The organism is Sphingobacterium sp. 40-24, assembly GCF_001899705.1.
Lineage (GTDB): Bacteria > Bacteroidota > Bacteroidia > Sphingobacteriales > Sphingobacteriaceae > Sphingobacterium > Sphingobacterium multivorum.
Map to the genome: position 1 here is coordinate 53,061 of NZ_MKWH01000063.1, position 13,105 is coordinate 66,165.

The window sequence follows — 13,105 nt, forward strand, 5'->3', positions numbered from 1 at the left end:
TCGCGAAGGACATAAAAAAAGGCTATAAGTAATTATAGCCTTTCCTATTGTTAAATTCCGTACTGACTAGAAGTGGAATTGTACACCTAAAGTTGGCGCTAATGAATTTGCGTCTAAACCAAATGTATTTGTTGCTCTATCAGCTGTTTTGTTATTATTATAATTATAGTATAAACCTCTAACTTTTAGTTCGATACCGACTTTGCTTGTTGGGAAATATGCCAAACCTGGAGCCAATTCGACACCGTAGTTCTCAAATTTTGATTCTGCTTTTACGTTATTGGTTTCAACGGTAGTTTTTCCCCAAGACATTGGTACGGATAGTTGTGCAAAAAATCTTAATGGACCATTAGCAGAGTATTTTCTAACGAATGGAGAAACTTGGAACGCGTCTCTTTTTGTGCTTAAGTCCATAACACTTTCATCTTTACTCCAGTTGTAACCGATACCTGTACCAATTGCCAAGTTGTCGCTTACAAAGTAACCAACTGTTGGGTTGATTGAGAATGAGTTATTTTTGAAGTCTGTGTCTTTAACTTTAGAAGTTTGGAAGCCAACCTGACCACCAACCATAATTTTTCCTTGTTCAGTTTGAGCTTGTGCTGCTATTGTTAAACCTGCAATGGCAGTCAATGTTAGTAAAACTTTTTTCATGTCTTTTTTATTTAAAATAGTTTGTTCTAATAAGTCAGTAAATACTTCCTGACTTTTTAAATTTGTTAGTCAAATATCGAAATCTTATTTTAATTTTTTGTCACTAGATTGTCTAGATGTTTTGCCATTATGGTAATTGATAGTGGTTCAGCGCGTTAAAATTTAGTGTATTTTTATTTTTATCGTTTCTATTTAACGATAATGATATTGGCCTGACTTTTTGTTTTTAATTGTCAATTTCAAGTAAGAAGATAAAAAAAAGCCATTTGTCAACAGCGGACAAATGGCTTTTTTTTGTATTTGAAAGACCGATTTTAATCGAAATATTCTTTGATTCGCTCGAAGAATGATTTTTCACTTTTACCTGGTTGAGGTTTAAAGTTTGGTGATTCTTTCAGTTTGTTCAATAATTCTTTTTCTTCGTTAGACACAGCTTTTGGTGTCCAGATATTAACGTATACAAGTTGGTCCCCTTTGTGATAAGAGTTGACTTCGGGAATACCTTTTCCTTTTAACCGTAAAATTTTACCGCCTTGTGTACCGGGCTCAATTTTGATCTTCGCTTTTCCATCTATTGTTGGAACTTCCACGCTAGTGCCTAAGGTCGCATCTACGAAATTAATGTATAGATCATAGATTACATTTAGTCCGTCGCGTTTTAGACTTTCGTGTGGTACTTCTTCGATCAGGATAATTAAATCTCCTGGGACGCCGCCACGCGGAGCAGCATTTCCTTTTCCACTCATGGAAAGTTGCATGCCTTCACTTACACCCGCAGGAATATTGATCGCAATTGTTTCCTCACCGCGTTCGAGTCCTTCACCTCTACAAGTTGTACATTTTGCCGTGATTTCAACACCTTCACCATTACACGTAGGGCAAGTGCTTGTTGTTTGCATTTGTCCTAAGATGGTATTTGTTACTCTTCGAACTGATCCTGATCCGCCACAGGTTTTACAGGTATGGAACGAAGATTTATCTTTAGCACCAGATCCGTCACAAGAATGACAGACCACTTGTTTGTTGACCTTTACCTTTTTCTCGACGCCTTTGGCAATTTCTTCGAGTGTTAATTTAACTTTTATGCGTAAGTTGCTTCCGCGAGCTACCCGACGGCCGCCACGCTGGTCACCGCCACCGCCAAAGAAACTTTCAAATGGATGTCCTCCACCAAAGATATCACCAAATTGGCTGAATATGTCTTCCATATTCATACCGCCGCCACCGCCAAAACCACCACTTGCAGAATTACCGGCATGGCCAAATTGGTCATAACGTTGACGTTTTTGTGGATTGCTCAAGATATCGTATGCCTCAGCAGCTTCCTTAAACTGTTCTTCAGCTTCATGATCACCAGGATTTTTATCCGGATGGTATTTTATCGCTAATTTGCGATATGCTGATTTAATCTCCTTCTCGTCCGCTGATCGCGAGACACCAAGTATATCGTAATAATCTCTTTTTGACATCGTCTTAATATTATTGACCTATAACTACCTTTGCGTGACGGATCACTTTGTCACCTAGGTAGTACCCCTTTTCGATCACGTCAACTACTTTATTCTTTAATTCTGCTGTGGGTGCAGGAATTGCTGTGATAGCCTCTTGTAATTCAGGATCGAAGGCTTGGCCTATGGTATCCATTTCCTTTAACCCCAATTGCGACAACGTTTGTCTGAATTTGTTGTTAACAATATCCATTCCTGTTTTTACAGATTCAACATCTGTCGCTGTTTCCATGGCTGTTAACGCTCTGTCAAAATCATCTAGTGTAGGTAATAGCTTACTGATGACATCTTTTCCTGCTGATTGAATCAATTCAACACGTTCTTTGCTTGTACGTTTTCTATAATTGTCAAATTCAGCAGAAAGACGAATGTATTTATCCTTTGCCTCTGCCAATTCTGCAGCCAATTTCTCTTCAGTAGACAGTTCTTCTGCTATATTATCAGCAGGCTGTTCCTGTTGTTCAGAAGAATTTGTTTCTACTGGATCTTGACCTTCATCGTAATAATTATCTTGCTCATTCATATCTTCAATGCTAAAATTAGATTCAAAAATTTACTCTATGCTTCGTTTGTCAAAGTTTTTGCCAAACAATAAAATTCCGACAGCTTGTCAGATTTTATTAAAAAAGCCTAACAATTTGTCGGAATCTTATTTTTATATGTCAGTTTTCTGTCTAGATACTGACATTGTCCTGTAATACCCCATCAGTAGTTTTGATGATGCGGGATGGCATATTACGGATAATGGTATAATCGTGTGTTGCCATTAAAATAGCCGTTCCGGAATTGGCAATGTCACGCAATAATAAGACGATTTCTTCTGATGTCGCAGGATCTAAGTTACCGGTCGGCTCATCTGCCAGAATAATTTCAGGATTATTTAGTAATGCGCGGGCAATTACAATGCGTTGTTGCTCACCACCAGAAAGCTCATGTGGCATTTTCTTAAGTTTGGAACGAAGCCCAACTTTTTCCAATACATCCAATATCCGGCTATCGATCATTTTCTTATCTTTCCAGCCTGTTGCTTTCAGTGCAAATTCGAGGTTTTTCTCGATGCTTCTATCGGATAAAAGATGGAAGTCCTGGAATACAATACCCAATTTTCTACGCAGGTAGGGAACATCATTTTCGTGCAGCTTTTTAAGATCAAAGCCCGCAATCATTCCCTCACCATTGCCGATGTATAAATCGCCGTAAATGATTTTTAGTAAACTACTTTTTCCACTGCCGGACTGGCCGATAAGATAAATAAACTCTCCTTTACCAATGTTTAAATTGACATTGGACAATACCAAATGTTTTTGTTGGAAGATATCAACGTTTTTTAATGTAATGACTTTATTTTCAATCATGGAAGCTAAAATTCTAATTTTTTAATTTGCCCAAAAGGCATTTCTTTAACCAGTTGCATGATATATTCTGCCTTTTCTCCTAATCCAATCTTATCAAGTGATTTATCTGGGCGGTCGACTCTAAAATATGCCAGCAAGGTGAAGGCATCATCTCTTAATTGAACATAATCAGGGATTTTGGCGACACCTTTTACTTTAATGATATACATAATTTCAAAGTTAGTATTTTTAATGCAATTTATTTACTATGAATTTAAAGGAAGCTTATTGGTTTGCGAATAAAAAATCCAATGTATTCACGCCGTCAGCAAAATCATCCAAAGCAGGGCATTGGCTCTCTCCAAAACGAAATACTGGCGAGGGCACATTTAAAGCTATTTCTGATACAACACATTGGATATTTTCTTGCGCTAATTGGAGTTTATTTTCAACTTCAGCCAGTGTTTCGTATGTTTCATAATAAACTACAGCAAGGGGAGAAGCTGTGCGCTCATCCTCCTTTAGCAATAAAAATCCATTATCAAAATGCTTGTCGCCGTTGATCAGATAGATGGATTTGTTGTAGTCGTAATTGTTATTATATTTAAAATGTTCCGTCACGTTGTTAAACGCAGCGATACCTTCGAAGAAGTGTGCTATTGGATAATCTTTTGGAATGAATAACTTTGATACAGAGCGACAGCCTAACCCAAAATAATCAAAGATGTCGTGTCCCAGTGATTCAAGCTGGTCGGGAGATTCTTGTCCACCGATGATGGCAACACTATTTCTATTGCGACGAATAATATGTGGTTTGGTTCCAAAATAATAGTCAAAATAACGCGAGCTATTGTTGGAACCTGTTGCTATAACCAGATCGAAATCTTTTAGTTTGTCAACAATTTCAAAGGCATCGGTAAATGACGGGTCAATTTGTTTAAGGAGGCGGAGCACATAACTTGTCAATCCTGCGTCGTCCGATGAGACTTTGATTTTGGCTCTAAAGCCACTGATCAGTACCGATAGCATATCATGGAAGCCAACCAAGGGGATGTTGCCGGCCAGAATTAATCCTACAATTTTCGTTGAATTTAGATCTGGATAAGGAGCCAACCAGTGATTCAGCTTTTCTATTGTCAAATTGGCAGCAATGGCTTGAATGGCACGTTCAACATTTTGAGGCGTATACCAGGGGTTTTTATGTTGGGCGAATTGAATGATTTGAATCAAATCATCAGGTCGCTCTTGCAGCCGCTCGCCTAATTTTACAAATGCATTTATTCGTTGTTGCTTTGTCAAAATATTAAAATTTTAAAAGATGAATACACAAATTTGTATTATATTTGTGCTGTTAACATTAATCAACGTGAATCAACTAGCCTTATTGTTCAATCAGACTTTGTTTCATATTGATAATGCAAAAATAGTTTATTTATCATAATTGTGAGGTTATAAATGGCGATTAAAATTACAGACGAATGCATTAACTGTGGTGCTTGCGAACCGGAATGCCCAAATAATGCAATATACGATGCTGGTGTAACTTGGAAATTCTCAGATGGGACGGCTTTGGATGGGGTTATTGATTTTGGCGATGGTGTTACACTGGATGCCAACGAGTCTCAAGAAGCGATCTCTAATGAAGTCTATTATATTGTTTCAGATAAATGTACGGAATGTGTAGGTTTCCACGATGAGCCTCAATGTGCAGCGGTTTGCCCTGTAGATTGTTGTGTGGATGACGAAGATGTACGTGAATCGAACGATGAGCTATTAGCGAAAAAAGCTTGGTTACACGCGGAATAAATTTAGTGTTCCGTTAAAATATAAGGCAGGATAAGAAATTTTCCTGCCTTTTTTGTGTCTTTCTATTTTGGCGAAATCGATATTTTGTTGTGAATCTTGGCTATTTGGAATAATAATATTTGCAAAAGCATAGTATTTTTTTATTTTTGTTCTTTTGACCATTAAAATCTTTTAAATGTTAAAAACCAAAATAGGGTTGATAACCCTAATCACAGTTACATTAGCTTGTATCATTGCTGTATTATACGAATTTGATGTTGTAGGCTTTTCGCATGAATTTCTAATGGCTGTCCGTTGGATAGTTGCTACCGTTTTGGTTGTAAATGCGCTCTTTAAGAAAAATTTGACCACTTGGATTTTGACCTGTATGATTATGGGGATATTTGTCGGGTTAGATTTTCCAAATCTAGCGATTTCCCTGCAACCTTTGAGTAAAGGTTTTATCAAGTTAGTCAAGACGATTGTGGGACCGATTCTCTTTGCTACGCTTGTATATGGAATTGCAGGGCATTCTGATTTGAAACAGGTGGGACGTATGGCATGGAAATCGATGCTTTATTTCTTTTGCGCAACGACATGTGCTATTTTTATTGGTTTAGGTGCTATAAACCTGACTCGAGCAGGAGTGGGCGTTGATGTTGCACATATGCCACATGAAGAACTCCCTGCGCCGAAGGAAAGTATGGATGAGCATATCCTCAAAACCCTTCCGGACCATGTACATCCTGTATACAAGTTCACTTCTTTTATACGCGACTTGTTTCCTGAAAATATTGTCAAATCTGTAGCGGATAACCAAGTTTTACAGATTGTTGTATTTTCAATTTTGTTCGGGATTGGATTGGCAATGGTCGATGAGAAAAAGCGTAAACCCTTGGTTGATTTTACCGAAAGTATGTCTGAAACGATGTTTAAGTTTACGAACATGATTATGTACTTTGCGCCTATCGGGGTTGGTGCTGCCATGGCTTACACTGTGGGGCATCTCGGTGTCGATATCCTTAAGAATCTTTTCATGCTTTTAGCGACGCTGTATTTTGCTTTAGTATGCTTTTTATGCTTGGTATTGCTTCCTGTAGCTTTGTATTTAAAGATACCTGTGAAACGTTTTATAAATGCGATTAAGGAACCTGTTTCCATTGCATTTGCCACTACAAGTTCAGATGCGGCATTACCGAAAGCAATGAGCGCAATGGAGAAATTTGGTGTGCCACGTAAGATTGTTTCGTTTGTCATTCCGACAGGATATAGTTTTAACTTGGATGGTACTTCACTCTATTTATCATTGGCTGCCATCTTTGTCGCTCAGGCGGCTGGTATCCATTTGTCGTTTGGACATCAATTGATGATTGCATTTACATTGATGATCACCTCCAAAGGTGTTGCTGCTGTCCCAAGGGCTTCATTAATTATTTTGATTGCGACAGCGGATCAGTTTGGTTTACCAACATTTGTCATTGCTGCAATTTTAGGTATCGATGAACTCATGGATATGGCGCGTACCTCTGTCAATGTGATCGGAAATTGTTTGGCAACCGTTGTTGTTGCTAAATGGGAGGGTGAGTTTGATGAAGATGCTCCTTATCGCGAAGATGCTGAACAGGCGATCTAATAGAAATAACTAACGAATATTCGTTGCAGAAAAGCAGTCTTGACATCCCCGTTGAGACTGCTTTTTTATGAGCAAAAATAAGGACTTATTTGAAACCACATTTTATTTCATAGAAGGGAATTTTTATGGAACGAAAAGCCGCTTGCAAGCTGTTGTTGATAGTCTGGTATCCTTTCCAATGGCTTGCAAGCAAACTATTTATATCAGCGCCCGTCAACGTAGTACCATAAATCACCTTGTTTTTTGAAGGTAGACTTTTCATGGTGAATATGAACTTCCATCTGTGGATCCAGATAATGTGCTTCAAACTCGACCGTATGGAGTGTAGATTTCAGGATCGCGAGTTGCATCCATTTATTGTCCCGCGCCCATTGCCCAATGGCCTGTTTATTTTGGAACCGTCGTGTTGAGGGGTGAAATGTATCGTATAGGAAATCGATCTGTTGTGTCACAAAAGCACTATAACGTGCACGCATCAATGCCTCTGCTGTGGTTGCTTTGGCATGGAAACGATGAATTTGTTGGCAGCATTCTCCAAAGGTATTGCCAGAGCCACAGGGGCATAATTGATCTGATGCTATCACTTGTATTTTAAAAATTTTACCAGCCCTTAATGGCGCCATTCTTGAAGACTTTTTTTGCGGTAGCTTCCACTTCAGGTGACTGATACGCTTGAATAAACTGCTGCACCTTTTCATCGTTTTTATTATCCGAACGGGCAACAATCAGATTAACGTAAGGTGATTCTTTGTCTTCTGTGAATAAGCCTTGTTTTTCGGGATCCAACCCAGCCTGAGCAGCGAAACTATTGTTGATGATGGCAATTGTAACCTGAGGATCATCCAGAACGCGCGGCAACTGTGGTGCCTCCATCTCAATGATTTTAACCTGCTTAGGGTTGCTTACTATATCTGTTACTTTAGGCTGTATGCCTACATTTTCTTTTAAGCCGATAATGCCCTCGCGTTGGAGAAGTAAAAGTGAGCGGCCACCATTGGTAGGATCATTGGGGATGGCAATACTGGCGCCAGGCTGTAACTCGGTGATGCTTTTTATTTTTTTAGAATAGGCAACGATCGGAAATACAAATGTGTTTCCGACGATGGTTAACTTTGTAAAACCGCGTTGTTTGGATTGTTCCTGTAAATAAGGCTGATGCTGAAATACATTTACATCGATATCTCCTTGATTTAGGGCTTCATTGGGCACAACATAGTCGTTGAAAGCTACCAACTCCACATCAAGATTGAACTTTTCTTTTGCAACCTTCTTAGCCGTTTCTGCAAGCTCCTTTTCTGGTCCGGATACCACACCGACTTTAAGGGTATTCTCTTTCTTTTCGCTGTTGTTGCATGCCACAATCGATACGAGACTGAAGGCTAAGATTGCAAATGCATAGTTCAATTTTTTCATATGATATAATTTATGTTAACGATGGTTTACTTTTTTTGAGATGTAGTCTCCTGTATACTGTAACAGGAATACGATTAAAATTAATAAAATTAGAACAGAATTCATGATAAAAGTGTCATATCCGACATAACCATACTGATAACCAATCTGTCCAAGTCCACCAGCACCTACAGCGCCACCCATCGCGGAGTATCCAACAAGTGTGATCAACGTAATTGTTGCATTGTTTACCAGCGAGGGGAGAGCCTCAGGAAGTAAAACTTTGAAAATTACCTGTTGGGCATTTGCTCCCATTGCTCTTGAGGCCTCAATCAGACCATTTGGAATTTCTAGAAGACTATTTTCCACAAGTCTTGCAATAAAGGGAGCTGCACCTATACTCAAGGGAACCAATGCTGCGGCCATACCAATAGATGTTCCGACAAGGTTGCGTGTAAACGGAATCATCCATACGATAAGTATAATAAAGGGGATAGACCTAAACACATTCACCAGCAATGAAACAAGTTGGTGCATGGCTTTGTTTTCGAGCAGTTGATGTTTGCGGGTCAAGAACAGGTAAATCCCGAGTGGAAGACCCAGTACAAAACCAAAGAAACCTGATAAGAAAGTCATGGTTAGGGTTTCTAAAGTACCCGATAGCAGAAGATTAAATACCTGATCAGACATAGCCTAAGATTTTAGTTTGTGAATGCTTTTCTTTTAAGAAAGATAGACTATGCATAACATTTTCTTTTTCACCCGATAGTTCGGCTAATATAACACCAAATTTCATTTCGCCAATATAATCTATTTGAGCGGTGATGATATTTGTCTTGACTTGAAATTGTTGTTCCAAATGTTGTATAAATGGGATGGATTCTTCATTTGAAGTTAGATAGATTTCTACGAGTGGGTTTCCAGCGCTTTTCAAGCGTTCCTGAAAACTTAGTGGAATTTCAACTTCAAGTGAAGACTGAATAAAGTTTTTGGTTGTTGTTTCCTGAGGATTGGCGAATATTGATTCTACCGGACCAGTTTCAATCAATTTTCCGTGGTCTAATACGGCAACCTGATCGCAAATACTTTTTATAACATCCATCTCGTGCGTAATCAATAATATCGTAAGATCAAGCTGCTTATTGATTTTTTTTAGCAGTTTGAGGATAGATTTTGTGGTTGCTGGGTCTAAGGCACTTGTAGCCTCATCGCAAAGTAGAATGTAAGGATCATTGGCTAATGCACGCGCGATGGCAACGCGTTGTTTTTGGCCTCCTGAAAGATTTGCAGGGTACACGTCGGCTTTGTCTTCCAACCCAACCAAACGTAATAGCTCCAACACCTTTCCGCTGATAAATTCTTTCGATTTGCCCTCAAGTTCGAGCGGGAAGGATATGTTTCCATAAACTGTTCGTGATGACAGCAAGTTGAAGTGTTGGAAAATCATACCAATTTTCCGTCTTTTTAACATAAGATCACTGGCAGGCAGCGACATCAAGTCGTTGTTTTCTATAATTACCTGACCACTGTCTGGCCTTTCCAAAAGGTTGACGCAACGAATCAAAGTACTTTTACCCGCTCCGGAAGCGCCTATTACACCAAAAATTTCACCTTTTGCAATAGACAGTGAGACGTCTTTTAAAGCATCAATACGTGTCGCTTTTACCGCAAAAGATTTGGATATGTTGTTTAGTTGAATCATTGACCCTGTAGGGATTTAGCAATTTTAGTTGGACAAATGGATGATGTTGATATAAATGTACACAAATGCCGGGGATAAAATAAAATCAAGTGAAAGAAAATGGGCTCTTTCAGACTGAAAAAGAATGAAAGAACCCAGATATCTATTTTTTATAAACCTTGATAAGCTGAAATCACTTGTTTTGCCGATCCAAGTCCATCAATACCATATTCGATGACATCGCCATCTTTCAGGAATCTTTGTGGAGATTTACCCATGCCAGATCCGGCAGGCGATCCTGTGGAAATGATATCGCCTGGAAGTAAACTCATAAAGTGACTTAAATAAGAGATCAATTTGGGCACACGATAGATAAAATCACTTGTATTGCCGTCTTGCATGATTTCACCATTGAGTTTAAGCCATATTCTTAAGTTATCGATATCTGTGATTTCATCTTTGGTTGCTATAAACGGACCAATAGGGGCGAAAGTGTCACATCCTTTACCTTTGTCCCAGGTTCCGCCACGCTCGATTTGAAATTCACGCTCTGTCACATCGTTGTGTAGCACGTAGCCAAACACATGGTCCAAAGCTTCTTCTTCAGTAACATAAGAAGCTTTTTTTCCAATTACAATGGCAAATTCGGTTTCCCAATCAGATTTTACAGAGAACTTCGGAAGGGTAATTCCATCAAAAGGGCCATTGAATGCAGATACAGATTTCATAAATACAATAGGCTCGGAAGCTTGTTGTAATTTGGTCTCTTTGACGTGATCATCGAAATTAAGTCCTACACAAAGTATTTTGGAAGGAGCTTCCAATGGTGTACCAATACGCTCGTCGTCGGCTATCTCTTTAAGCTTGTCGCCTTTTTCAATTATATATGCTTGAAGTCTTTCCAAATTTGCAATATCCGCAAAGAAATCGCGGTTATATTGAAAATTTCCTTCCGAAACATCATATTTCTTTTCGTTTAAAATGACTCCCGCTTTTTCGGAGCTCTTTGCGCCATATCTAAAAATCTTCATAAGCCGCAAATATACGGATTTTGTCCCAAAAAGGGCGGAAATTAACGCGAATTAACAATTAATCAATATGTAAGTTATCTATACAATTATTGTCCAAAAGGGGATATTTAAAAGGGAATTTCTCCTGAACAATCTTTTTGTTGCTCACCCATGTCCCATTGAGTACCATTTCCTCTCCTTTTTTTCCGAGCATCAGCTTAATCATCAGTGATGGGACTGGGAGGGGTATGTAGAATGGACCGTATTGACGTTTCGCTATTCTTTTGGTAAACTCGGCAAGCGGAAGCGGTTCGGACGAGCAGGCATTATAAATCCCGGCTATGGTATTATTTTGTATACCTAATAACAGCATGCGGCAGAGATCATCCATATGGATCCAGCTGAGCATCTGTTTGCCAGAACCCAATATCGGAACTGAACGGAAGGGTAGGAAGCGTCCGATTTCTTTTAGCATTCCCTGATCCTTACTGATAACGACTCCAAAACGGAAGACAACGAGTCTTTTTCCCAGTGTTTCAATAGGTTTTACGCTTCCTTCCCAGAGGTTACAAACCCAGGATAGAAAATTGCCCCCTTGCGGGTCTCCTTCTGTAAAAGGTCTTTTTTGGTAGGGATCGTCAGTTCCATACCAGCCTATAGCGGAAGCAGATATAACTGCTTTTACCTGATTAGGTAGTTGTTTAAGACTTTGGTAGAGCAGTTTCCCACTTTCGACCCGGCTGGCAATAATTTCTTGCTGATATGTTTTTGTCCAGCGTTTGGCATTGAGGTTTGCGCCTGCCAGGTTGATGATATAATCGGCCTCCTGAATTGATTTGGCATCTATCTCTTGCTTATAGGGATCCCAGTGTACGTATCTGACATTCGGCTGTGCGGGATTGGATTTCGGATTTCTAGTAAAAATAATAACTTCATAGAAATTGGCAACCAATAGTTTTGTTAAATGAAGACCTATAGCTCCGGCACCACCTGTAATAATTACTTTTTCCATGAATCGAACCTTGTTTTATAATATACGCATATTGTCATTTAAGCGAACCTATTTCTGCTGATATTAAATATACTATTTTGGTTTATAAAAAATCGATCATTGCGGCAGCAATTACAAAAAAAGGTTTATCTCCCGACGAGATAAACCTTTTAAGAGTCGATTAACTGACGTTATTGGTTAAAGCGTTTGAACTGTGCTACCACAGGTTAGCATCTGTGCGCCATAGTAAGGGTTTTTGATTTCTTTATGACGGCTTAACCAAGTTGCACCTTTACCTTTGTTAAACATCGGGCACTTTTGATAATAAACAGCAGAAGATGGTTTTGAGTTTTTGGACAAACTATAGATATCTTCTGACAAAATTGCGAAGGCTTCTCGTTGTTTGCTGATATCCTTAGCCTGTTGTAGGCTCTTTACAATGGCTTTGAGTGATGCTGTTTTGGTTTTCCACACGTCCTGTTCCGCTTGCGTTAGATCAGCAGTTTTGACCTTGGCGATAGCATCGGCAAGATCGTTTGCGAGGCCTGCAGCTCGTTTACCATCCGCTGCTACAAGCGCATCTTTAAGCAGAAAATATTGGTCATAGATCTTTTGAAAGTTGCTTGCGTTGCTGATGTTATCTACTGAAGCTACCGCTGCAATGGTTGCATCTTGGGGGGCGTTTGAAGCTGGAGGAGCTAAATTCCTTTCGTATTGACAGCAAGTGTGTAGCTTAGCATAGGTATCTTCGGCAGCAAGGTATTTTTCATTGTCGTAGCCTGCTCCAGCGATACTTTTCAATACAGCATCTAAGGACGTTTTCTTTGCGTCATAGGCTATTGTCGCTGTTTGGTTGTCTTCATTCCATTCAACTTTCGCCTGAGCGGCGGCTCCTGCATTTTCTATTGTTTTTTTACACATACCGCAGTTCCCGGCAATTTTAACATTGTTGTTCACGGTGTTGTTGTCTTGTGCATAGTTTGTCAAAGAGGATAGCACTAAAGCCCCTGTTATGATATAGTGTTGGATTTTCATATGATTGGATAAAAGAATATATAAAAATAAGTAATCAAAAATGATTGATAAATGATCAATACGAGAATTAACTTATTTTTGG

15 protein-coding genes are annotated in these 13,105 nt (G+C 39.1%); 2 read left to right on the forward strand and 13 right to left on the reverse strand.

All coding sequences use genetic code 11. From position 1 onward, the window contains the following. Positions 1–66: 66 nt before the first annotated feature. The 6 genes from BGP15_RS23690 to BGP15_RS23715 form a co-directional block, all read right to left on the reverse strand. Complete coding sequence (locus tag BGP15_RS23690; RefSeq protein WP_115049011.1) at positions 67–654, reverse strand: outer membrane beta-barrel protein; 588 nt, start codon at positions 652–654, stop codon at positions 67–69. A gap of 314 nt (positions 655–968) precedes the next feature. After that, positions 969–2,123, reverse strand: a complete 1,155-nt coding sequence (gene dnaJ / locus BGP15_RS23695; protein WP_286770846.1) for a molecular chaperone DnaJ — start codon at positions 2,121–2,123, stop codon at positions 969–971. 10 nt (positions 2,124–2,133) lie between these two features. Beyond that, complete coding sequence (locus tag BGP15_RS23700; RefSeq protein ID WP_112376358.1) at positions 2,134–2,685, reverse strand: nucleotide exchange factor GrpE; 552 nt, start codon at positions 2,683–2,685, stop codon at positions 2,134–2,136. A gap of 151 nt (positions 2,686–2,836) precedes the next feature. After that, complete coding sequence (locus tag BGP15_RS23705; RefSeq protein ID WP_070561120.1) at positions 2,837–3,517, reverse strand: cell division ATP-binding protein FtsE; 681 nt, start codon at positions 3,515–3,517, stop codon at positions 2,837–2,839. Between the two features lie 5 nt (positions 3,518–3,522). Further along, positions 3,523–3,726: a fructose-6-phosphate aldolase gene (locus BGP15_RS23710; protein WP_070561119.1), complete on the reverse strand. Its 204-nt coding sequence runs from the start codon at positions 3,724–3,726 to the stop codon at positions 3,523–3,525. A gap of 55 nt (positions 3,727–3,781) precedes the next feature. Then, entirely contained in the window at positions 3,782–4,795 is a 1,014-nt protein-coding gene (locus BGP15_RS23715) for an acyl-CoA reductase (RefSeq protein WP_112376359.1), read from the reverse strand. 156 nt (positions 4,796–4,951) lie between these two features. Between BGP15_RS23715 and BGP15_RS23720 the strand changes: the two genes are divergently transcribed. Then, positions 4,952–5,302, forward strand: a complete 351-nt coding sequence (locus tag BGP15_RS23720; protein WP_046672889.1) for a 4Fe-4S dicluster domain-containing protein — start codon at positions 4,952–4,954, stop codon at positions 5,300–5,302. A 175-nt stretch (positions 5,303–5,477) separates the two neighbouring features. After that, on the forward strand, positions 5,478–6,914 hold the full coding sequence (locus BGP15_RS23725) for a dicarboxylate/amino acid:cation symporter (protein ID WP_115049009.1): 1,437 nt from the start codon (positions 5,478–5,480) through the stop codon (positions 6,912–6,914). A gap of 203 nt (positions 6,915–7,117) precedes the next feature. Here BGP15_RS23725 and BGP15_RS23730 read toward each other — a convergent pair whose 3' ends face one another. The 7 genes from BGP15_RS23730 to BGP15_RS23760 all read right to left on the reverse strand — a co-directional run bounded on the left by BGP15_RS23730 (position 7,118) and on the right by BGP15_RS23760 (position 13,023). Beyond that, entirely contained in the window at positions 7,118–7,537 is a 420-nt protein-coding gene (locus tag BGP15_RS23730; protein WP_115049006.1) for a YchJ family protein, read from the reverse strand. Next, positions 7,515–8,327 (reverse strand): methionine ABC transporter substrate-binding lipoprotein MetQ, encoded by an 813-nt coding sequence (metQ, locus tag BGP15_RS23735; protein ID WP_070561115.1) that lies wholly within the window; start codon positions 8,325–8,327, stop codon positions 7,515–7,517. The genes BGP15_RS23730 and metQ overlap by 23 nt, the downstream gene beginning before the upstream one ends. Before the next feature lie 15 nt (positions 8,328–8,342). Further along, complete coding sequence (metI, locus tag BGP15_RS23740; RefSeq protein ID WP_046672885.1) at positions 8,343–8,996, reverse strand: methionine ABC transporter permease MetI; 654 nt, start codon at positions 8,994–8,996, stop codon at positions 8,343–8,345. Then, positions 8,989–10,008, reverse strand: coding sequence for a methionine ABC transporter ATP-binding protein (locus BGP15_RS23745; protein ID WP_112376361.1), 1,020 nt, complete (start codon positions 10,006–10,008; stop codon positions 8,989–8,991). Before BGP15_RS23745 ends, metI begins: the two co-directional genes overlap by 8 nt. A gap of 149 nt (positions 10,009–10,157) precedes the next feature. Beyond that, the gene (locus tag BGP15_RS23750; protein ID WP_115049004.1) at positions 10,158–11,018 is read right to left on the reverse strand and encodes a fumarylacetoacetate hydrolase family protein; all 861 of its coding nucleotides are present in this window, start codon (positions 11,016–11,018) and stop codon (positions 10,158–10,160) included. A 58-nt stretch (positions 11,019–11,076) separates the two neighbouring features. Next, a complete protein-coding gene (locus BGP15_RS23755) occupies positions 11,077–12,009 on the reverse strand; it encodes a TIGR01777 family oxidoreductase (RefSeq protein ID WP_159332948.1) in 933 nt (310 codons plus the stop codon). 177 nt (positions 12,010–12,186) lie between these two features. After that, positions 12,187–13,023, reverse strand: a complete 837-nt coding sequence (locus tag BGP15_RS23760; protein WP_115049000.1) for a DUF3347 domain-containing protein — start codon at positions 13,021–13,023, stop codon at positions 12,187–12,189. Between the last annotated feature and the right edge of the window lie 82 nt (positions 13,024–13,105).

What these genes read in the sequence shown, in the direction of transcription:
- dnaJ (WP_286770846.1), bottom strand. Translation starts at nt 2,123, where the DNA reads ATGTCAAAAAGAGATTATTACGATATACTTGGTGTCTCGCGATCAGCG.
- BGP15_RS23705 (WP_070561120.1), bottom strand. Translation starts at nt 3,517, where the DNA reads ATGATTGAAAATAAAGTCATTACATTAAAAAACGTTGATATCTTCCAA.
- metI (WP_046672885.1), bottom strand. Translation starts at nt 8,996, where the DNA reads ATGTCTGATCAGGTATTTAATCTTCTGCTATCGGGTACTTTAGAAACC.
- BGP15_RS23755 (WP_159332948.1), bottom strand. Translation starts at nt 12,009, where the DNA reads ATGGAAAAAGTAATTATTACAGGTGGTGCCGGAGCTATAGGTCTTCAT.
- BGP15_RS23745 (WP_112376361.1), bottom strand. Translation starts at nt 10,008, where the DNA reads ATGATTCAACTAAACAACATATCCAAATCTTTTGCGGTAAAAGCGACA.
- BGP15_RS23750 (WP_115049004.1), bottom strand. Translation starts at nt 11,018, where the DNA reads ATGAAGATTTTTAGATATGGCGCAAAGAGCTCCGAAAAAGCGGGAGTC.
- BGP15_RS23725 (WP_115049009.1), top strand. Translation starts at nt 5,478, where the DNA reads ATGTTAAAAACCAAAATAGGGTTGATAACCCTAATCACAGTTACATTA.
- BGP15_RS23710 (WP_070561119.1), bottom strand. Translation starts at nt 3,726, where the DNA reads ATGTATATCATTAAAGTAAAAGGTGTCGCCAAAATCCCTGATTATGTT.
- BGP15_RS23760 (WP_115049000.1), bottom strand. Translation starts at nt 13,023, where the DNA reads ATGAAAATCCAACACTATATCATAACAGGGGCTTTAGTGCTATCCTCT.
- BGP15_RS23730 (WP_115049006.1), bottom strand. Translation starts at nt 7,537, where the DNA reads ATGGCGCCATTAAGGGCTGGTAAAATTTTTAAAATACAAGTGATAGCA.
- BGP15_RS23690 (WP_115049011.1), bottom strand. Translation starts at nt 654, where the DNA reads ATGAAAAAAGTTTTACTAACATTGACTGCCATTGCAGGTTTAACAATA.
- BGP15_RS23700 (WP_112376358.1), bottom strand. Translation starts at nt 2,685, where the DNA reads ATGAATGAGCAAGATAATTATTACGATGAAGGTCAAGATCCAGTAGAA.
- BGP15_RS23720 (WP_046672889.1), top strand. Translation starts at nt 4,952, where the DNA reads ATGGCGATTAAAATTACAGACGAATGCATTAACTGTGGTGCTTGCGAA.
- metQ (WP_070561115.1), bottom strand. Translation starts at nt 8,327, where the DNA reads ATGAAAAAATTGAACTATGCATTTGCAATCTTAGCCTTCAGTCTCGTA.